The 18,955-nt window shown below is 72.2% G+C and carries 19 protein-coding genes; 10 read left to right on the forward strand and 9 right to left on the reverse strand.

Features of this window, described 5'->3' with window-relative positions; translation table 11 throughout:
- Positions 1 to 194 precede the first annotated feature (194 nt).
- Both ABZ478_RS18185 and ABZ478_RS18190 read right to left on the reverse strand, forming a co-directional pair.
- Entirely contained in the window at positions 195 to 623 is a 429-nt protein-coding gene (locus ABZ478_RS18185; protein WP_359550390.1) for a hypothetical protein, read from the reverse strand.
- Complete coding sequence (locus ABZ478_RS18190; RefSeq protein ID WP_359550393.1) at positions 620 to 1,297, reverse strand: ATP-binding protein; 678 nt, start codon at positions 1,295 to 1,297, stop codon at positions 620 to 622. Before ABZ478_RS18190 ends, ABZ478_RS18185 begins: the two co-directional genes overlap by 4 nt.
- A 216-nt stretch (positions 1,298 to 1,513) precedes the next feature.
- On the opposite strand from ABZ478_RS18190, the gene ABZ478_RS18195 reads away from it, so the two are divergent.
- The 3 genes from ABZ478_RS18195 to ABZ478_RS18205 all read left to right on the forward strand — a co-directional run bounded on the left by ABZ478_RS18195 (position 1,514) and on the right by ABZ478_RS18205 (position 3,527).
- A complete protein-coding gene (locus ABZ478_RS18195) occupies positions 1,514 to 2,374 on the forward strand; it encodes a helix-turn-helix transcriptional regulator (protein WP_359550396.1) in 861 nt (286 codons plus the stop codon).
- A complete protein-coding gene (locus tag ABZ478_RS18200; protein WP_359550399.1) occupies positions 2,375 to 2,629 on the forward strand; it encodes a DUF397 domain-containing protein in 255 nt (84 codons plus the stop codon). It abuts the gene before it with no gap.
- An 88-nt stretch (positions 2,630 to 2,717) separates the two neighbouring features.
- Positions 2,718 to 3,527, forward strand: coding sequence for an SAM-dependent methyltransferase (locus ABZ478_RS18205; RefSeq protein ID WP_359550402.1), 810 nt, complete (start codon positions 2,718 to 2,720; stop codon positions 3,525 to 3,527).
- A gap of 87 nt (positions 3,528 to 3,614) precedes the next feature.
- Here ABZ478_RS18205 and ABZ478_RS18210 read toward each other — a convergent pair whose 3' ends face one another.
- Positions 3,615 to 5,102, reverse strand: a complete 1,488-nt coding sequence (locus ABZ478_RS18210) for a glutamate synthase subunit beta (protein WP_359550404.1) — start codon at positions 5,100 to 5,102, stop codon at positions 3,615 to 3,617.
- Between the two features lie 203 nt (positions 5,103 to 5,305).
- A complete protein-coding gene (locus ABZ478_RS18215; RefSeq protein WP_359550407.1) occupies positions 5,306 to 5,998 on the reverse strand; it encodes a DUF2293 domain-containing protein in 693 nt (230 codons plus the stop codon).
- A gap of 68 nt (positions 5,999 to 6,066) precedes the next feature.
- Here ABZ478_RS18215 and ABZ478_RS18220 point away from each other — a divergent pair, with 68 nt between their 5' ends.
- Entirely contained in the window at positions 6,067 to 6,699 is a 633-nt protein-coding gene (locus ABZ478_RS18220) for a uridine kinase (RefSeq protein ID WP_359550410.1), read from the forward strand.
- 50 nt (positions 6,700 to 6,749) lie between these two features.
- On the opposite strand, the gene corA is transcribed toward ABZ478_RS18220, so the two are convergent.
- On the reverse strand, positions 6,750 to 7,877 hold the full coding sequence (corA, locus tag ABZ478_RS18225) for a magnesium/cobalt transporter CorA (RefSeq protein ID WP_359550411.1): 1,128 nt from the start codon (positions 7,875 to 7,877) through the stop codon (positions 6,750 to 6,752).
- 175 nt (positions 7,878 to 8,052) lie between these two features.
- Here corA and ABZ478_RS18230 point away from each other — a divergent pair, with 175 nt between their 5' ends.
- Positions 8,053 to 8,847, forward strand: a complete 795-nt coding sequence (locus ABZ478_RS18230) for a methyltransferase domain-containing protein (RefSeq protein ID WP_359550414.1) — start codon at positions 8,053 to 8,055, stop codon at positions 8,845 to 8,847.
- Positions 8,848 to 8,996: 149 nt separating this feature from the next.
- Here ABZ478_RS18230 and ABZ478_RS18235 read toward each other — a convergent pair whose 3' ends face one another.
- Both ABZ478_RS18235 and ABZ478_RS18240 read right to left on the reverse strand, forming a co-directional pair.
- Positions 8,997 to 9,947, reverse strand: coding sequence for a PfkB family carbohydrate kinase (locus ABZ478_RS18235; protein ID WP_359550416.1), 951 nt, complete (start codon positions 9,945 to 9,947; stop codon positions 8,997 to 8,999).
- Positions 9,932 to 10,840 carry a pseudouridine-5'-phosphate glycosidase gene (locus ABZ478_RS18240; RefSeq protein ID WP_359550419.1) on the reverse strand — a complete coding sequence of 303 codons (909 nt, stop codon included), beginning with the start codon at positions 10,838 to 10,840 and terminating at the stop codon, positions 9,932 to 9,934. Before ABZ478_RS18240 ends, ABZ478_RS18235 begins: the two co-directional genes overlap by 16 nt.
- A gap of 99 nt (positions 10,841 to 10,939) precedes the next feature.
- On the opposite strand from ABZ478_RS18240, the gene ABZ478_RS18245 reads away from it, so the two are divergent.
- Complete coding sequence (locus tag ABZ478_RS18245) at positions 10,940 to 11,368, forward strand: VOC family protein (protein ID WP_359550422.1); 429 nt, start codon at positions 10,940 to 10,942, stop codon at positions 11,366 to 11,368.
- 14 nt (positions 11,369 to 11,382) lie between these two features.
- Here the strand turns inward: ABZ478_RS18245 and ABZ478_RS18250 are convergent, their stop codons facing one another.
- Together ABZ478_RS18250 and ABZ478_RS18255 are read right to left on the reverse strand one after the other, a co-directional pair.
- A complete protein-coding gene (locus ABZ478_RS18250) occupies positions 11,383 to 11,937 on the reverse strand; it encodes a methylated-DNA--[protein]-cysteine S-methyltransferase (protein WP_359550425.1) in 555 nt (184 codons plus the stop codon).
- Positions 11,938 to 11,989: 52 nt separating this feature from the next.
- A complete protein-coding gene (locus tag ABZ478_RS18255; protein ID WP_359550428.1) occupies positions 11,990 to 12,859 on the reverse strand; it encodes a glycerophosphodiester phosphodiesterase family protein in 870 nt (289 codons plus the stop codon).
- 281 nt (positions 12,860 to 13,140) lie between these two features.
- Here ABZ478_RS18255 and ABZ478_RS18260 point away from each other — a divergent pair, with 281 nt between their 5' ends.
- The 4 genes from ABZ478_RS18260 (at position 13,141) to ABZ478_RS18275 (ending at position 18,910) form a co-directional block, all read left to right on the forward strand.
- Entirely contained in the window at positions 13,141 to 14,019 is an 879-nt protein-coding gene (locus ABZ478_RS18260) for an MHYT domain-containing protein (RefSeq protein WP_359550431.1), read from the forward strand.
- 40 nt (positions 14,020 to 14,059) lie between these two features.
- Positions 14,060 to 16,216, forward strand: a complete 2,157-nt coding sequence (uvrB, locus tag ABZ478_RS18265; RefSeq protein WP_359550434.1) for an excinuclease ABC subunit UvrB — start codon at positions 14,060 to 14,062, stop codon at positions 16,214 to 16,216.
- A 181-nt stretch (positions 16,217 to 16,397) separates the two neighbouring features.
- Positions 16,398 to 16,976 (forward strand): TerD family protein, encoded by a 579-nt coding sequence (locus ABZ478_RS18270; RefSeq protein WP_359550437.1) that lies wholly within the window; start codon positions 16,398 to 16,400, stop codon positions 16,974 to 16,976.
- Between the two features lie 53 nt (positions 16,977 to 17,029).
- Positions 17,030 to 18,910 (forward strand): TerD family protein, encoded by a 1,881-nt coding sequence (locus ABZ478_RS18275; protein ID WP_359550440.1) that lies wholly within the window; start codon positions 17,030 to 17,032, stop codon positions 18,908 to 18,910.
- The last annotated feature ends 45 nt before the right edge of the window (positions 18,911 to 18,955 follow it).

An 18,955-nucleotide genomic window follows, 5' to 3' on the forward strand; every position in this document is an offset into this window, starting at 1 on the left:
GGGGTGCCGGGGGCGCGCGGGGAGCACGAGCGGGGGAGTGGCGGCTCGGTCCGGGAGGCGCGGGGGCGCGTGGATACGGGATGCGGGGGTGTGCGGGATCCCGGCGCCGGGTGGCTGCGAGCCGCGTCGGGCCAGAGGCCGTGTCACGCCCGGGTCGGGCCGGTTTCCCTGGCCGCGTCAGGGAGCCGGCCGTGTCACGCCGGGACGGCTCGGGACCAGTCCGGGGTCGCGCCGGTCACCCGGCACAGGGCCAGGTACAGGGGGATCGGCGGGGTGTAGGGGACCGTGCTCTCGGGGCGGTGGATCAGACGGGCGGTGCCGGGGACGGGGGCGCCGGGGGCGTAGTGGGCGGGGGCAGGCCAGGGGAGGGCGTAGTCGGAGTCCGACGGAACGATCCACCACCAGTGCGCTCCGTCGGCGTACACGCAGCCCACCCGGGGCAGCCGCGGCACGATCAGGGGGCCGAGGCGGTCCGGCACGGCGACGGCGTCACAGCCGAGCGGGGCCGTCATGCCCTCCGGGACCGCCGGGCGACGGACCTGGGCCGGCGGCTGCCGATGGCGTCCGAGACGGACCAGGGTGTCCAGGCCGAGCCGCCGGCCGCACTCGTCGGCGCCGCTCACAGGTGCTCCCAGGCCCGGCGCCGCTGCGCGGGCGCCCGGTGCCGGGCCTGCGCTTCCTCCTCGTCGCCGGGGCCGGGCGGCGGGCCGCCGGGCTTGGGGCGGGCGCCCCAGCCCAGGTCGTTGCGCGGTTCGGTGGTGTCGTGGGCCGCGTCGGTCTGACGGGCCAGCTCGGCCCAGACCAGCAGCCCTGGCCCGTGTTCCTGGGCACCCCAGGCCCGGCACAGCGCGTCCACCAGGAGCAGTCCCCGCCCGTGCTCCTCGTCGGGGCGCTGCGGGGAGGGGTGGGGTTCGCCGGGTGCGCAGCCCTCGTCGTGCACGGCTATGCGCACCGTGTCGTCGTGGTCGTGCAGCTCGCACGCGACACGGCTGCTCGCGGTGTGCACGATCGCGTTGGTGACCAGCTCGGATATGACCAGGGCCGCGGTGTCGCAGGTGTCCTCGCACACCGACCAGCCGGTCAGCCGGGCGCGTGCCAGACGTCTCGCCTGCGCGGCGGAACCCGGGTGCGCGGCCAGCTCGAAGCGGAACCGCCGCCCGCCGGCGCTCGCGTCACGGGTCGCCGTCTCACCCGCACTCGAACCTGCTCGAGCGGGGGAACCCCCATCGGCACCGAGACGCAGAGGGTCTGCGGCGGCGTCTGTTCCTAAGGGCGCGGACGGAATCACGCTTGCCACTATCTCCCCGGCGTGAACACTTGGCAAGTGTCACTCTGAAAAATGCAGAGTGCTGTGTGACTCGGTCGGCGGCCGTGGCACACTGCTCGCAACAGCACCTCGAGCGGCGCCAATTGGGACCATCGGCGATCCAGTGGATCTACGAACGAGTCTTCGAACGGCGCCGCAGGGCTGTCGGGAATCTTTTGCCGTAGCGGATCGTGCTGGAGGTGGAGCGTGAGCGAACCGCGGTCCGCGCCGACCGTGGGCCAGGTGGTCCTCGGCAGGCGCCTGCTGGACCTGCGGGAACGCGCCGGGCTGAAGCGCGAGGAAGCCGCCCGCGTCCTGCGCGTCGCCCCCGCCACCATCCGCCGGATGGAGATGGCCGAGGTGGCCCTCAAGATCCCGTACCTGCAACTGCTGCTGAAGGCCTACGGAGTACCCGACGACGAGGCCGAACTCTTCGTCCTGCTCGCGGAGGAGGCCAACCGGCCGGGGTGGTGGCAGCGGTTCCACGACATCCTGCCGGGCTGGTTCTCGATGTACGTCAGCCTCGAGGGCGCGGCCGGCCTCATCCGCTCCTACGAGCCGCACTTCGTCCCGGGCCTGCTGCAGACCGAGGACTACGCGCGCGGCGTGCTGAAGTCGGGCGCCATCGGCCAGACCAGCCCCGACGACATCGAGCGCCATGTCGCGCTGCGCATGCAGCGCCAGAACCTGCTCACCCGCCCCGACGCCCCCCGCTTCTGGGCGGTGATGGACGAGACCGCCCTGCGCCGCCAGGTCGGCGGTCCCGAGGTGATGCGCGCGCAGATCGACAAGTTGCTCAAGGCCACGAAGCTGCCCAATGTGACGCTCCAGGTCGCCCCGTTCGCCAACGGGCCGCACCCGGGGACCTACGGGCCCTTCGTGCTCTTCCGGTTCGCCGTGCCCGAACTCCCGGACATGGTCTACAGCGAGTACCTGACCGGCGCGGTCTACCTGGACGCGCGTTCCGAGGTGGCGACCCACCTGGAGGTCATGGACCGCATGGCGGCGCAGGCCGCCACTGCACAACGCACGAAGGAGATCCTCCGGGATCTCCGCAAGGAGCTGTGAATGGACCGCATCACGCCGCGCAGTCGCGTCTACAACGGCATGCCCGCACGGGAGTTGGGCAGCGAGGGGTGGCACAAGCCCTGGAGCGGCGGCAACGGCGGGAACTGCCTGGAGGCGATGAAGCTCGCCGACGGCCGGATCGCCGTACGCCAGTCGACCGACCCGGACGGGCCCGCGCTGATCTACACCTCGGACGAGATGACCGCCTTCATCCAGGGCGCCAAGGCGGGGGTGGCCGACTTCCTGCTCTCCTGAACCACTGATGATTATTGTTTTTCACTCAACTTCCTTATGGTGAGCTCGGATTGATCCCCCTACGCGTCAGACGCTTACGGAGTGCCGCATGACAGGGCAGGACCCGACGGCCGTCCAGATCGACACCAGCAGGCCGCATCCCGCGCGCATGTACGACTGGTATCTCGGCGGCAAGGACAACTACCCCGTCGACGAGGAGATGGGCCGGCAGATGCTGGCCCTCGACCCGCGGGTCCCGGTGATGGCCAGGGTCAACCGGGCCTTCATGCACCGTGCCACGACCTGGCTCGTCCAGCACGGCGTCCGGCAGTTCCTGGACATCGGCACCGGTATCCCCACCGAGCCGAACCTGCACCAGGTCGCCCAGCGGGTCGCGCCCGACGCCCGCGTCGTCTACTGCGACAACGACCCGATCGTGCTGGCCCACGCGGCGGCCCTGCTGCGCAGCACGCCCGAGGGTGCGACCGAGTACCTGCAGGCCGACGTGCGCGACCCGGCGGCGATCGTCGCGGGCGCCCGGCGGATCCTGGACTTCGGCCGGCCGGTGGCGCTGTCCCTCGTCGCCCTGCTGCACTTCGTCTCCGACGAGGACGGCGCGCACGAGCTGGTGGGCCGCCTGCTGGCCGAGCTGCCCCCGGGCAGCTACCTGACGATGACCCACGCCACCTCCGACTTCACCCCGGAGGAGTCGGAGGCCGCCACGGAGAAGCTCAAGGCGGCCGGGGTCACCCTGGCCCTGCGCTCCCGCGAGGAGTTCGCCCGCTTCTTCGACGGCCTCGACCTGGTCGAGCCGGGCGTCGAGATCGTGCACAAGTGGCACCCCGGACTGGGCGAGCCGGTACCCGGCCAGGACGACGGCGTGATCCCGGGATACGGGGCGGTGGCCCGCAAGCGATAGGCCCGAGAGCCGCGGGTCGAGGGCCCCAGGTCGCGGGTCGCGGCTCTCGGGTCGGCCGTCGGCGGTACGGCTACATCGGCGGTACGGCTAGGTGGTCATCGGTCGGTCGTACGCCGATATCGGCGCCGGCAGGCGTGAACCACCCGTCAGATAGTGGTCGACGGCCGCCGCCACCGCCCGCCCCTCCGCTATCGCCCACACGATGAGCGACTGTCCGCGTGCCGCGTCCCCGGCGGCGAAGACACCGGGGACGTTGGTGGCGAAGCCCTCGTCCCGGGCGATCGTGCCGCGCGGCTGCATGGCGAGTCCCAGCTGCTCGACGAGCCCGTCCTCCCGGTCGGGTCCGGAGAAGCCGAGGGCGAGCAGGACGAGATCGACGGGCAGGCTACGGTCGGTGCCCGGCACCGCCTGCCGCCGCTCGTCGACCTCGACCAGGTGCAGCGACCGGACGTGCCCGGCCTCGTCCCCGGTGAAGCGGAGCGTCGACGCCGCGAACAGCCGGGCGTCGGCGTCCGCCGCCGGCGCCGTCCGCAGCTCCCGTGCCTCCTCGTGCGCGGCGGACAGCCGGTAGATCTTCGGATACACCGGCCACGGCTCGGTGTCCTCGTCGCGCTCGGCACCCGGCTGTGCGTAGATGTCCAGCTGGCTCACGGACGCGGCACCCTCGCGCACCGCGGTGCCCAGACAGTCGGCGCCGGTGTCCCCGCCGCCCACGATCACCACGTGCCTGCCCGTCGCGGCCAGCGGCGAGACCTCCAGGTCTCCCGCGCACACCCGGTTGGACAGCGGCAGGTACTCCATCGCCTGGTGTATCCCGCGCAGATCCCGTCCCGGCACCGGGAGTTCCCGCCACGCCGTCGCACCCGTGGCGAGCACCACCGCGTCGTAACGCGTACGCAGCTCGTCCGCCGGGACGTCCCGCCCGACCGCCGTCGACGTACGGAACTTCGTCCCCTCGGCCCGCATCTGCTCCAGCCGCCGCTCCAGATGCCGCTTCTCCATCTTGAACTCAGGGATGCCGTACCGCATCAGCCCCCCGAGCCGGTCGTCCTTCTCGTACACCGCGACGGTGTGGCCGGCCCGGGTCAGCTGCTGCGCCGCGGCGAGCCCCGTCGGCCCCGACCCGATCACCGCGACGGTCCTGCCCGACAGCCGTTCCGGAGGCCGTGGCGGAGTGAAACCGTCCTCCCAGGCCCGGTCGGCGATCGCGCACTCGACGTTCTTGATGGTGACCGCCGGCTGGTTGATCGCGAGCACGCACCCCGCCTCGCAGGGCGCCGGGCACAGCCGCCCGGTGAACTCCGGGAAGTTGTTCGTCGCGTGCAGCCGGTCGCTCGCCGCCCGCCAGTCCTCCCGGGAGACCAGGTCGTTCCACTCGGGGATGAGGTTGCCCAGTGGACAGGCCTGGTGGCAGAACGGGACGCCGCAGTCCATGCAGCGGTCCGCCTGCTTGCTGATGATGGGCAGCAGCGCTCCGGGGACGTAGACCTCGTCCCAGTCCCGGACCCGTTCCTCGACGGGCCGCCGCGGCCACTCCTGCCGCGGCGTGGTCATGAACCCCTTGGGATCGGCCATGGTCATGTTCCTCGCGTACGTGTACCCGGGGTACTGGGCGTACGGCGGGCCGTGCGTCACCGGGCGGCACCCTTCCGGCCACGATACGTCCCCGCCCGTACCCGCGCAGAGTGGCGGACAGCGCTTTCTCGCCGGTCTCGCCCGGCAAAGCACCGGCCGCCTCATTCCGGCCCTCGGTGTGGGCGGAGGCCGGCCTCGGGCCCTCAGCCGACTTCGGCGGCCGCCGCCCATTCCCGCAGTACGCCGGCCACGGCCGCCGCGATGCGCCGGCGCGCCTCGTACCTCGGCACCCCGCTCATCAGCAGCTCGTCGTACGGAGTGTCCACATGCCGTACGGCGGCCACGACCGCCGAGGTCACCGCCCCTTCCGTCAGCGCACGCCCGGCCGCGCTCCGCCCGACCCGCCCGCTGCCCCGCGCCGACGCGTGCGCCGCGATCGCCCGCGCCCGCCCGGCCGGGCACCCGGGAAACAGGCGCACGATCTCCGCCCCGAACGCCGCCGCGAACCGCTCGTCCTCGGCCGCCCTGCGCCGAGCGTCCCTGGCCCGCCGCCGGCGTCGTGCCTCCGCGTCCGCCAGGCAGCGTGCCTCGGCCCGGGCCAGCGCCGGCTCCTCCACGAGCAGGCCCCGCCGGTCGTACCGGCCCCGGCGCCGGTCGAACCGCACCACCACCGCCCACAGCGAGCTCTCCTCCCGCGCCCTGCGGGTCAGCGCCGTGTCACCGCGCGGCAGGAAGACCAGGTGCCCGAGGTCGGCGCAGTCCAGACAGCGCGGCACCCTGTCCTCCATGACGACCAGCGACAGCGGACCACGCCGGCACCCGGCGCAGTGTTTGCGCCGCACGGCCTGGACCACGACAAGCCCGCCCGGGTAGAGGGGGGTTGGGGATACCGCCATGGACGGTTCCTTCCCCGTCCCGGCCCACCGCTCCCACGCGGCCGGCCCTCACCCGGCATCATGGGCCTGTGCGACTCGAAGCGATCACCTGGGACCGGCTCGCCGAGCGGCTGGCCGACCGGCTGCTCGAGGTGGAGCCGGCCGACGGCGGTGGCCGGCCGCGTGCGGGCTTCGACGGCGCACCGGCCGCCCGCCCGGGCGACCTCGCCGACCGCGTCGCCCAGGCGCTGCGCGTGCGTGGGCGGCCCTCGCTCGTCGTCGGCGCGGAGGGCTTCCTGCGCCCCGCTTCCCTCCGGCTTGAGCACGGCCGACGGGACGCCGAGTCGTACTACAGCGGCTGGTTCGACACCGGCGCCCTGTGGCGTGAGGTCTTCGGCCCGCTCGACCCCGGCGGGAGCGGCCGCGTCCTGTCCGACCTGTGGGACCCGGTGACCGACCGCGCCACTCGCAGCCCCTACGTGCAACTCCCGCCCGGTGGAGTGCTGTTGCTGCACGGCCCCCTCCTGCTGCGCCACTGGTTCCCGTTCGACCTGACCGTCCACGTCCTCCTCTCCCCGGGCGCCCTGCGCCGCCGCACCCCGGAGCCCGACCACTGGACCCTCCCCGCGTTCGAGCGCTACGCGGCCGAGGCCGCCCCAGCCGACGCCGCCGACGTCCTCGTGCGCGCCGACGACCCCCGGCACCCCGCCTGGAACGGCTGAACCGGCCGGCCCGGCGCCCGCTCAATGAAGGGTTGTGTTCGCCTGCCCGGTCAGAGCCAGCCGTTGCGCCTGAAACCGCGGTACAGAGCGAGGCAGGCCATCGCCATCACGCCCATGACGAGCGGATAGCCGAACCGCCAGTGCAGCTCCGGCATGTGGTCGAAGTTCATGCCGTAGACCCCGCACACCATCGTCGGCACGGCGACCACCGCCGCCCAGGCCGTGATCTTCCGCATGTCCTCGTTCTGCGCGACCGTCACCTGCGCGAGATGTGCCTGCAGAATCGAGTTGAGCAGTTCGTCGAACGCGGCTATCTGGTCCTTGGCCCGCATCAAGTGGTCGGACACGTCCCTGAAGTACGCCTGTATCTCCGGGGCGACCACCCTTATCGGCCGGGTTGCCAGATCCTCGACCGGACGTCCGAGCGGCACCACCGCGCGCTTCAGCTCCAGCAGTTCACGCTTGAGCTGATAGATGCGCCCCGGGTCGGCCCGCGCCCCGCTTTCCGAGAACACGTCCGTCTCCACCTGCTCGACGTCGGCCTGCACCGCGTCCGTGACGCTCAGATACTCGTCGACGACATGGTCGGCGATCGCGTGCAGCACCGCCGCCGGCCCCTTGGCGAGCTGCCGCGGGTCCGCCTCCAACTCCTCGCGCAGCGGCCCCAGCGACCCGTGCCGTCCGTGCCGGACCGTGATGACGAAGTCCTCGCCGACGAACACCATGATCTCGCCGGTGCCGACCACCTCGCTCGTCGCCGTCAGCTGCTCGTGCTCCACGTAGCAGACCGTCTTGAACACGGTGAACAGGGTTTCCTCGTACCGCTCCAGCTTCGGGCGCTGATGGGCCTCCACCGCGTCCTCCACCGCCAGCGGATGCAGGTCGAAAAGCCGGGCGACGTCAGCGAACTCGTCGTCCGTCGGCTCGTGCAGCCCCAGCCAGACGAACCCCTCGCCGCTCTTGCGCACCTTGGCCACGGCATCCACCAGGTCGGCGCACTCCGGGACCCGGACCCCGTCCTGATACGTCACGCAGTTCACCACCGACGAACCCAGCGGTGACCGGGCGGGATGGCTCAGGTCCACGCGCGGCCGCCGCCGGGCCAGCCGCGCCACCTTGCGCAGCCCGCCGGCCCTGCCCAGTCCCGTGACCTTGCGCAGATTTCCTGCCATGGACATCTGGATCTCCTCGTGTGGATCTCCTCGCACAACGCTTCCGCGTCTTGCCCGGCAAGTGTGCCAGCCCATGCGGAAAGTCCGGGCGGGCCTGTGGGAACGGACACTTCCGCTTTGTTCCCGCCTGTGGACAGCGCCCGTTCCCGCAGGCCGGCCCGCCGAGTGCGATGCTCGCGGCATGACATCATCCGACGGATATCTGCTGGACAACCAGCAGGACGAAGCGGAAGAGCGCTTCCACGCCTTCGCCTCCCTCTTCGACCCGACGACGTTCCGGCATCTCGAATCCCTCGGCGTCGAGTCCGGCGGGCGGTGCTGGGAGGTCGGCGCCGGCGGTACCTCCGTGGTGTCGTGGCTCGCCGAGCGGGTCGGGCCCACCGGCAAGGTCGTCGCCACCGACATCGACACCTCCCGGCTCGCCGCCGCGGCCCGGCCCCCGGTCGAGGTACGCGTCCACGACGTGGGTACGCAGGAGCCGCCGGGTGAGGGATTCGACCTGGTGCACGCCCGACTGGTCCTCGTCCATGTCCCGGACCGGGAAAGGGCCTTGCGGTCCATGATCGAGGCGCTGCGCCCCGGGGGCCGGCTGCTGATCGAGGACGCCGATCCGGCCCTCCAGCCGCTGCTCTGTCCCGATGAGCACGGCCCCGAGCAGCGGCTCGCCAACCGGCTGCGGCACGGCTTCCGCAGTCTGCTCGCCGAGCGTGGAGCCGATCTCTCGTACGGCCGCAGGCTGCCGCGCCTGCTCCGCGAGGCCGGACTGCACGAGGTCGAGGCCGACGCCTACTTCCCCGTCACCTCACCGGCCTGCACCGCCCTGGAGTCGGCCACGGTCCGTCAGATCCGTGGCCGGCTGGTGGCAGCGGGCCTCGCCACCGACGAGGAGATCGACCGGCACCTGGCCAACGTGCGGGCGGGCGGCATGGACCTGGCGACCGCGCCGATGATCTCCGCGTGGGGACGCAAGGGCTAGGTCCGGCGGGTGCGTCGCAGCCGGCACCCGCACCGACGCCGACACACCGGCACAGGCACAGGCACAGGCACCAGCGCCGACGCGACACGACGCGACGAGGCGCGGCGCCGGGCGCCCTGCCCCGGTGCGGTCCGGACGAGAGGACCTGGTCAGCCAGGTGAGGGCGGGCCGCCGGTGTCCCGGAGCGGTGGTCTGCCGCCCACCTGCCGCACCGCCGATGCGCCCGCCCCGCAGCCTCTCGCCGCCGCCTCCTCAGGATCCGCGCCCGTCAGCAGGGCGGCCAGGAACGCGCCGGTGAAGGCGTCGCCCGCGCCCGTCGTGTCCACCGGATCGGCCGGTACGGCCGGCACCCGGGCCACCACGCCCCCGGAACGCGCCACCAGCGCCCCGTCCACACCCGACTTGGCGGCCACCAGCGGGACCAGCCGGCTCAACTTGGCCGCCGCGTCACCCGGTTCGGACAGGCCCGTCAGCAGACACGCCTCGTCGCGGCTGGGCAGCAGCACGTCGACACCCTCCGCGAAGGCCAGGAAGCGGTCCACTCCGAAACGCACGAGGAACCCCGCCGACGCCGGATCCAGACTGACCGGCACACCTCGCGCGCGTGCCGCCGCGAGGGCCACAACGGCGAGGGCCCGGCTCCGCTCCGAGAACAGCAGATAGCCCGACAGATGCAGCCGGGCGACCCCATCGAGCAGCGCGTCGGACCAGTCGGCGGGTTCGAACCGCAGCGACGCCCCGCTGTCCGTGAGGAACGTGCGCTCGGCCGAGGCGCCGTTGTCGACGAGGCAGATCACCGTTCCGGTCGCGGCCTCCCCGTCGATCACCAGCCGGGGCCGCACCCCCGCCGCCACCAGCTCCCGCTCGTGCCACCGCGCCGCGTCCGCGCCCACCCGGCCCAGCAGCCGCACGTCCGCACAGCCCGCGTGCGCCGCCCAGCAGGCCACGTTGGCGCCGGCGCCTCCCGGCAGGGTGCGGATCGCGGCGGCCGTGTCGGTACCGGCCGCGAGCGGCCCCCGGTGCCGGGCGACGACATCGGTGACGACGTCCCCGACGACCAGCAGAGCTCCGCCCTCGCCGGAGCTCACCCCCTGGCCCAAGCCGTGGCGATGCGTGCCGCCAGCCGGACATTGCCGCGCACCGCCGCCAGATTGGCGCTCAGTGAGGCTCCCTCCGTGTGCCGCACCAGGTAGTCCAGCAGGAACGGTGTCACCCCCTGCCCGCTGACCCCCTCCTCCTCGCAGGCGTGCAGCGCGTCGGCGAGCACGCGCGTGTGCAGTTCGGGATCGAGCTGCTGGTCCCGCGGAACGGGATTCGCGACGATCAGCGCGGAGTCCGGCGCGTCGAGCGCGTCCTGCGCCCGCATGACCCGCGCGACCTCCTCCGGGCCCTCCAGCGTCCAGTCCACCGGATGCCCGGAGTCGGACAGGTAGAAGCCGGGGAACCGGCCGGTGCGGTACCCGGCGACGGCCACGCCCAGTGTCTCCAGCCGCTGCAGGGTCGCCGGCACGTCCAGGATCGACTTCACACCGGCGCACACCACCGTGATCCGGGTCCGGGCCAGCAGACCCAGGTCGGCCGACTCGTCCTGCGTCACCGTCCACTGCCGGTGCACACCACCGAGCCCGCCCGTGGCGAACACCCGGACGCCCGCCAGGGCCGCGAGCTGCGCCGTCGCCGACACCGTGGTCGCCCCGCTCGCCCCCGCGGCCACGGCCAAGGGCAGGTCACGATGGCCCAGCTTGCGGATGCCGTCCTCGTTCGCGACCCGTTCCAGCTGCCCCTTGTCCAGGCCGACGCGGGGCCGCCCGTCCAGCACGGCGACGGTCGCGGGGACGGCACCCTCCTGCCGCACCACGTCCTCCAGCTCCAGCGCCACCGCCAGATTGCGCGGACGCGGCAGCCCGTGCGCGATGATCGTGGACTCCAGGGCCACCACCGGCCGCCGGGCGTCGAGCGCGTCCCGGACTTCTTCCGACACCACCAGCACCACGTGCCCGCCTCCTGTCCGTCGGTCCCCTCTCATCCCTGGCGGGCGCCGGACCCGGATAAACGCTTGCGGTCTGTGGGGGACACCACCAGCCTGGGCCGCATGACCGACCACACCACGCGTCTCGACCATGTCGTCCTGTGGGTCGCCGACCCCGTAGCGGCCGCCGCCTTCTACGAGAACGCCGTCGGCCTCGAACCCCTGAGGCTCGCCGAGTACGCCGACGGAAAGGTGTCGTTCCCCTCCGTACGCGTCAACGATGAGACGATCCTCGACCTCGCGCCGCGGTCCCTCGCGGAGCGCATGAACATGCTCCCCGGCGCCGCCGACAGCGCCGGCCACCCCGTGAACCACGTCTGCCTGTCCCTGCCGTCCGCCGGGTTCGACGCCCTGCGTGCCCGTCTGGACGAGCGTGCCGTGCCCCTGACCGACATCGGGTACGGCTCCTACGGCGCCCGCGGAGAGGCAACGCGCAGCTTCTACTTCCGGGACCCCGACGGCAACGTCATCGAGGTCCGGCACTACGGATAGCCCACCCGGCCCCGTCAGAACAGCGGCTCGGGCAGCACACCCTCCAGCGCGAGCAGCTTCCGCTTGGTCTCCAGCCCGCCCCCGAAACCGCCGATGCCACCGTCGCTCTCCACCACGCGGTGGCACGGCACGACGACCGGCAGCGGATTGGCACCCATCGCGGCCCCCACCGCCTGCGCCCCGCCGGGCTGCCCGACCCGCCCGGCCAGGTCCCCGTAGCCGACCACCGTGCCGTACGGCACGGAGGAAGCCAGTTCGCGCAGTACCTGCCGGTTGAAACCGGAGATCAGCGACCAGTCCAGGGGCAGGTCGAAATCGTGCCGCGTACCGGCGAGATAGGCCTCGAGCTGCCGTATCGCCTCGCCCAGCAGCGGCGACCTCGGGTCCTCGACGGGCTCGGCGCCCATCCGGGCGGTCAGCCGCTCCAGGGACCGCTCGCGCACCTGGTCGGTGGCGTGGAAAACGACGTTGACCAGTCCCTCGCGGGTCGCCGCCAGCATCAGCGGGCCGATACCGGTGTCCACGACGGCCCACACGACCCGCTGCCCGTCCTGCCCATCACTGTCCATGCGGCCACCGTACGACCCCGCACTGACAACGCCCTCGCGCGACGGTCCCCGCTCAGCCCGCGTTCAGGGCCGCCCGGACCACGTCCGGCTTGTTGGTGATGACTCCGTCGACGCCGTAGCGCGCGACCTTCCGGGCGGTGGCGGCGTCGTCCACCGTCCAGGCGCACACCCCGAGCGGCCTGCCGTGCGGCCCGTCGAAGGTGCGCAGGGCAGCCACGTAGCTCCCGGAGATCGACCCGTACGAGGGATTGATCAGATCGGTGAAGCGTGCGTACCGCTGCAGCTGAGCGAGGGACGGCCTGCCGAGGTAGGCGGTCGTCAGCGCCGGCTTCAGCTCGTGCACGGCGCGCACGCTGTCCGCGCTGAAGCTCTGCACGACGAGCCGGCCGAGGTGCGCCCGGTCCAGCCAGCCCTCATCGCCGAGGAGCTTCAGCGTCTGCCGCTCGATCCCCGGGTACAGCTCCGGATTCTTGATCTCCAGGAGCAGCTTCTCGTGATTGTGTTCCACCCGGCGCATGTACTGCTTCAGGGTCGGCACGCGCGTGCGCGCGTACGCCGCGGAGAACCAGCTGCCCGCGTCCAGCCGGGCGATCTCCGCGGCGGTGAAGTCCTTCACCTTCCAGGGCGCCCGGCCGGGGAAGACTGCCTCGACGTTCGTGGTGCGCCGCAGACTGTCGTCGTGGATCACCACCAGTTGGCCGTCCTTGGTGCGCTGGACGTCGTTCTCGACCCAGGAGAAGCCCAGCCCGGCCGCCTTGTCGATGGATGCCAGGGTGTTCTCGGGGGCGTAGGCCGAGGCGCCGCGGTGGGCGATCACCACGGGACCGCCGGCCTCGCCCGCCCGGGCGTCGGACGTGGGGGCCAGCAGGGCTGCCGCCCCCAGGATCGCGGTGGCCGTGGCGGCGACTGCGCGCGCGTGCATGAGCGGACTCCTCCCGTCGAGCGGATACCGACAGCACCAGAGTGACAGCAGAGAGTCAACGGCACGCGGGCGCGGGACGGCCACACCGTGAACGCGGGCGGCCAACTCCGCTCACCGGTGCCGCACATCTGGGGCAAGGGCGTGTTTCTTTGCCGGAAAATCGTTCGACCATTCCGGTGCGGGTCATACTCTCTGCGTCACCCCTGAGCGCCAGCGCGGTCCGGGGACGGGGGCGCAGTTCGGATATTCCGGGACGCAACAGGACGGAAGGGCTGCCGCACATGCAGGGCTCGGTCGACGAATTCAGCTACGGGGTCGTCACCCCGCTGGTGGCCTATGTCATGGCCTGCCTCGGCGGCGCCCTCGGCCTGCGCTGCACCACCCGCGCCCTTCTGGTCACGCACTCGCGGCGCCCCGCCTGGCTGGCCCTCGGCTCGGCCGCGATCGGCTCCGGCATCTGGACCATGCACTTCGTCGCGATGATGGGCTTCCGCATCGAGGGGGCGCCCATCCACTACGACCAGCCCATCACCTACGCGAGCCTCGGCCTGGCCATCGCGATGGTCGGCGTCGGGCTGTTCATCGTCGGCTACCGGGGGGCCAGCGGCACCGCCCTGTTCACCGGCGGCACGATCACCGGCCTGGGGGTCGCCTCGATGCACTACCTCGGCATGGCGAGCATGCGCTTCGACGGACGGTTCGCCTACAGCACGGCCACCGTGGCCGCCTCCGTCGTCATCGCGGTCGTGGCCGCCACGGCCGCCCTGTGGGCGGCCGGACGCGTCCGGGGCCTGCTGTGGAGCGTCGGCGCGAGCCTGGTGATGGGGCTCGCCGTCACCGGCATGCACTACACCGGCATGGCCGCCCTGAACGTGCACCTGCACAGCGCCTCCACTGCCGCCGCGGGCGGCCCGCCGGCCTCGGTGCTGGTACCGATGCTGATCGGCCCGCTCGCCTTCCTGCTGCTCGCCGGTGCCGTCATGATGTTCGACCCGCTGATGGTCATGGGCCGGCCGGCCCAGGCCCCGGTCGAGGGGAAACCGGGCGTCCCGGCCGCCGCCGTAGCCTCGCGCCTGCCCCGTCACTCACAGCTCCACCCCGGCCGCCGTCCGGACCCTCACCAGCGGCACCACGCCTTCCGGACCCCGCAGAACCGCTGACCGGGACCCGTTGTCAGTGGGGGGTCGTACGGTTGATGCCATGCGGCCCGTTTCCCACATCGAACGCACGGTGGCGCCCATCGAGGTCGTCAGCCCCTACCAGCCCAGCGGTGACCAGCCGGCGGCCATCGCCGACCTGGCCAAGCGCATCGAGGCCGGTGAGAAGGACGTCGTCCTGCTCGGCGCGACCGGCACCGGCAAGTCCGCCACCACCGCGTGGATGATCGAGAAGCTCCAGCGTCCCACCCTGGTGATGGCGCCGAACAAGACGCTGGCCGCGCAGCTGGCCAACGAGTTCCGCGAGCTCCTGCCCAACAACGCCGTCGAGTACTTCGTCTCGTACTACGACTACTACCAGCCCGAGGCCTACGTCCCGCAGTCGGACACCTACATCGAGAAGGACTCCTCGATCAACGAGGAGGTGGAGCGGCTGCGCCACTCGGCGACGAACTCGCTGCTCACCCGCCGCGACGTCGTCGTGGTCGCCTCGGTGTCCTGCATCTACGGCCTCGGCACCCCGCAGGAGTACGTGGACCGCATGGTCCCCCTCAGGGTGGGCGACGAGATCGACCGCGACGATCTGCTGCGCCGTTTCGTCGACATCCAGTACACCCGCAACGACATGGCCTTCGCCCGGGGCACCTTCCGGGTCCGCGGCGACACCATCGAGATCTTCCCGGTCTACGAGGAGCTGGCCGTACGCATCGAGATGTTCGGCGACGAGATCGAGGCGCTGTCCACGCTCCACCCGCTCACCGGTGAGATCATCAGCGACGACCAGCAGCTGTACGTCTTCCCCGCCTCCCACTACGTCGCCGGACCCGAGCGCATGGAGCGGGCCGTCAACGACATCGAGAAGGAGCTGGGGGAGCGCCTGGCCGAGCTGGAGAAGCAGGGCAAGCTCCTGGAGGCGCAGCGCCTGCGTATGCGCACCACGTACGACATCGAGATGCTCCGCCAGATCGGCACCTGCTCCGGCGTGGAGAACTACTCGATGCACTTCGACGGCCGCCTGCCCGGCTCGCCGCCCAACACCCTGCTGGACTACTTCCCGGACGACTTCCTGCTCGTCATCGACGAGTCGCACGTGACGGTCCCCCAGATCGGCGCGATGTACGAGGGCGACGCGTCCCGCAAGCGCACCCTGGTCGACCACGGCTTCCGGCTGCCCTCCGCCCTGGACAACCGGCCCCTTAAGTGGGAGGAGTTCCAGCAGCGCATCGAGCAGACCGTCTATCTGTCGGCGACCCCGGGCGCCTACGAGCTGTCCCGCGGGGACGGGGTCGTGGAGCAGATCATCCGCCCGACGGGTCTGGTCGACCCGGAGGTCGTGGTCAAGCCCACCGAGGGGCAGATCGACGACCTGGTGCACGAGATCCGCAAGCGCACCGAGAAGGACGAGCGCGTCCTGGTCACCACGCTCACCAAGAAGATGGCCGAGGATCTCACCGACTACTTCCTGGAGCTCGGCATCCAGGTGCGCTACCTGCACAGCGACGTCGACACCCTGCGCCGCGTCGAGCTCCTGCGTGAACTGCGCTCCGGCGAGTTCGACGTCCTGGTCGGCATCAACCTGCTGCGCGAGGGCCTCGACCTGCCCGAGGTGTCCCTCGTGGCCATCCTCGACGCCGACAAGGAGGGCTTCCTGCGCTCCGGCACCTCGCTGATCCAGACCATCGGCCGCGCGGCGCGCAACGTCTCCGGCCAGGTCCACATGTACGCGGACAAGATCACCCCGGCGATGGAGAAGGCCATCGACGAGACCAACCGGCGCCGGGAGAAGCAGGTCGCCTACAACAAGGCCAACGGCATCGATCCGCAGCCGCTGCGCAAGAAGATCAACGACATCGTCGCGCAGATCGCCCGCGAGGAGGTCGACACCGAACAGCTGCTCGGCTCCGGCTACCGCAAGCTGAAGGACGGCAAGGGCGCCAAGGCTCCCGTCCCGGCGCTCGGCGACAAGGCGGCCAAGGGCGCGAAGGCGGGCAAGGCCGCGAAGTCCGCCAAGGGCAAGTCGGCGGCCGCGGTGCCCACGGACCGCCCGGCGGCAGAACTCGCCGAGCAGATCGAGGAGATGACGGAGCGGATGCGCGCAGCGGCTGCCGAGCTCCAGTTCGAGATCGCCGCACGGCTGCGCGACGAGGTGTCCGAGATGAAGAAGGAGTTGCGGCAGATGCGTGAGGCGGGCCTCGCCTAGGAGCCCTTCCGCGACCGCCCCTTGACACCCTCCAGTGGTGCCGGACCTCGGCATAAGTGCCAAGTGTTGCAACACCGACACAAAGCGCGGGCCGGGGTTCGGCACTGTCAGTGCCCCTGCGTAGGGTTCTGGCAACCGCGCAGTGCGCGGCAACTGGGGAACACCGAAAGGGGAATCAGCCGTGACCGTCAACTTGTCCAAGGGTCAGGCCATCAGCCTGGAGAAGAAGGACGGGGCCAGCCTGAGCGCGGTCCGTATGGGTCTCGGCTGGCAGGCGGCTCCCCGCCGCGGCCTCTTCGGCTCGCGCACGCGGGAGATCGACCTCGACGCCTCCGCGGTGCTGTTCGCGGACAGGCAGCCCGTCGACGTCGTCTTCTTCCGGCACCTGGTGAGCGACGACGGGTCCGTGCGGCACACCGGTGACAACCTCGTCGGCGGCGCGGGCCAGGGCGGCGACGACGAGGCGATCCTCGTCGACCTGCAGCGCGTCCCGGTCCACGTCGACCAGATCGTCTTCACCGTGAACTCCTTCACGGGCCAGACCTTCCACGAGGTGCAGAACGCGTTCTGCCGCCTCGTCGACGAGACCACCGGGCAGGAACTCGCGCGCTACACGCTGGCGGGCGGCGGCGAGTACACCGCGCAGATCATGGCGAAGGTGCACCGGTCGGGTTCGGGCTGGTCGATGACCGCCCTGGGGGAGCCGGCCAAGGGCCGTACCTTCCAGGACCTCATGCCGGCGATCCAGCCGCACCTGTAGGACCGCCGCCGGACGCGCCACGCACGACATTCGACACAGGGGGGGCGACGGCGATGACGGCCGAGCTGGTGCGGGGGCAGAACCACCCGCTGTCCCAGGTCCGACTGGAGATCCGGATCTCGGCCGGATCGCCGGTTCTGGCGGGTGCCACGCTCGGCGACGAGCGCGGCACAGTGCACGGCGCCGAGTGGGTGGCCCATCCCGGCGCCCCCACGCTGCCCGGGGTCGAGGTGTCCCCCCAGGCCGCCGCCGACCACCGCTTGGCCGTCGACCTGGCCGCGCTGCCGGAGGCGGTGCACCGCGTCAGTGTGCTGCTCGCCCTGCCGGAGCGGCCGGGAGGCCCGCTCAGGTTCGGCGCGCTGGCCGCCCCGAGGACGGCGGTCACCGGTCTCGACGGCACCGAGATCGCCCGCTTCGACCTGACCGGTCTGGACGCCGAGTCCGCCGTGGTCGCCCTGGAGCTGTACCGGCGGCAGGGCGTCTGGAAAGTGCGCGCGGTGGGCCAGGGCTACGCCGGCGGCCTCGCCGCCCTGCTCGCCGACCAGGGTCTGCCCTCGGCAGCCGCACTCGCCTCGGACGTCCAGGAGGCGGTGGCCCGCAGCCTGGCACGGGCGGTACCCGCGCCGCCGCCCTCGGACACCCCGGACGCCTCCGGTTCTCCGGAGTCCAGGCCGGCCCGGGCGAACGGCGGGCGGGCGCTGGGCGGCCCGATCGACTACACCCACCCCGGCCGCCGCCCCGGTACCGCCCCGCCGCCCGCCGGATCGCAGGCCGCGTCCCACGCCGCAGCGGAGGGTCAGCCGCCGCGACCCGTGGCAGGCGACGCGGTGGGATGGTCGATGGACGAACGGCTGTACAACCAGGTGTGGGGCATGTTCGAGGACCTGGCCCGCACCACGGCCGCGTACCGCAGCGCCGTCGACTTCGCCGACTCCCGCCTGGAGAAGGAACTCGACCAGGTCCTCGCCGACCCCCGCGCCCGGCTCGGCGCGGCGGGCGACGCCGCGCAAGAGGCGGCCCACGCCCGGCACACCCAGCTGGTCGACCAGGCCCGGGCCGCGCTCGACCGCGACGTCGCGCAGCTCGCCGCCGAGTCCGACGTGGTCGAGCCCGCGCTTCCCACGGCCTGCGCCCGCTGGGACAACCCGGTCTGGCACGGCTACCGGGTGCCGGCCGAACCGCCCATGGCCCTGCGGCTCGGCGACCTCCACCTTCCGGAGAGCGCCCCGCTGTGCATACCGCTGCTCGTCAGGCTCCCGCTGGAACGCGGCCTGTGGGTCGACAGCGGCCCGGCACCAGGGGCCGACGACGTCTTCCTGGACTCCGCGGAGACACGCCGACTCGCCATGGACGCCGCGGTGGCGCTCGCCGTCCGGCTGCTCGCCGTCCATCCGGTGGGGGAGTTCACCCTCCAGGTCCTGGACCCGGCCGGTACGGGGGCCCAGGCGCTCCTGCCGCTGACCCGGACGGGGGCCGTCACGATGCCGTCCTCGGCCGGTGCGGCAGGCGTGGCGGACGTCCTGGGACGGCTCACCCGACGGGTCGACCTGGTGCAGATGGCACTCCGCGGCGGCGCGGCCGAGTCACTGCCGCCCGACTTCGACGCCGCCCAGCAGCTGCTGCTCGTCAACGACTTCCCGCACGGCTTCGACGACCGGGCGGTGACCCAGCTGCGCTACCTCGCCGACGAGGGGCCGGCCGTCGGCGTCCACCTGCTGGTGGTCGCGGACCGCGAGGACGCGGCGGCCTACGGTCCGTTGCTCGACCCGCTGTGGCGTTCGCTCATGCGACTCACCCCCGTCCCCGACGACCACCTCGCCGACCCGTGGGTCGGCCACGCCTGGACGTACGAGCCCTCGCTCGTGCCGTCCGGAAGCAGGATCCTCCAGCAGGTGCTCACCGAAGTGGCAGCGGCCCGTATCAAGCGTAGGTAAAGCGCGTCTGAGCAGCTACTTTGGTATTTTCTTTACCAACTGCTT

Origin of the sequence: Streptomyces sp. NPDC005706, assembly GCF_040631045.1 — a bacterium.
In the GTDB taxonomy this organism is placed as follows: Bacteria; Actinomycetota; Actinomycetes; order Streptomycetales; family Streptomycetaceae; genus Streptomyces.

Excerpts from the sequence above, each read along its gene's own strand:
- ABZ478_RS18245 (WP_359550422.1), top strand. The coding sequence starts at position 10,940 with ATGACCGACCACACCACGCGTCTCGACCATGTCGTCCTGTGGGTCGCC.
- ABZ478_RS18200 (WP_359550399.1), top strand. The coding sequence starts at position 2,375 with ATGGACCGCATCACGCCGCGCAGTCGCGTCTACAACGGCATGCCCGCA.
- ABZ478_RS18260 (WP_359550431.1), top strand. The coding sequence starts at position 13,141 with ATGCAGGGCTCGGTCGACGAATTCAGCTACGGGGTCGTCACCCCGCTG.
- ABZ478_RS18275 (WP_359550440.1), top strand. The coding sequence starts at position 17,030 with ATGACGGCCGAGCTGGTGCGGGGGCAGAACCACCCGCTGTCCCAGGTC.
- ABZ478_RS18210 (WP_359550404.1), bottom strand. The coding sequence starts at position 5,102 with ATGGCCGATCCCAAGGGGTTCATGACCACGCCGCGGCAGGAGTGGCCG.
- ABZ478_RS18205 (WP_359550402.1), top strand. The coding sequence starts at position 2,718 with ATGACAGGGCAGGACCCGACGGCCGTCCAGATCGACACCAGCAGGCCG.
- ABZ478_RS18250 (WP_359550425.1), bottom strand. The coding sequence starts at position 11,937 with ATGGACAGTGATGGGCAGGACGGGCAGCGGGTCGTGTGGGCCGTCGTG.
- uvrB (WP_359550434.1), top strand. The coding sequence starts at position 14,060 with ATGCGGCCCGTTTCCCACATCGAACGCACGGTGGCGCCCATCGAGGTC.
- ABZ478_RS18230 (WP_359550414.1), top strand. The coding sequence starts at position 8,053 with ATGACATCATCCGACGGATATCTGCTGGACAACCAGCAGGACGAAGCG.
- corA (WP_359550411.1), bottom strand. The coding sequence starts at position 7,877 with ATGTCCATGGCAGGAAATCTGCGCAAGGTCACGGGACTGGGCAGGGCC.
- ABZ478_RS18255 (WP_359550428.1), bottom strand. The coding sequence starts at position 12,859 with ATGCACGCGCGCGCAGTCGCCGCCACGGCCACCGCGATCCTGGGGGCG.
- ABZ478_RS18215 (WP_359550407.1), bottom strand. The coding sequence starts at position 5,998 with ATGGCGGTATCCCCAACCCCCCTCTACCCGGGCGGGCTTGTCGTGGTC.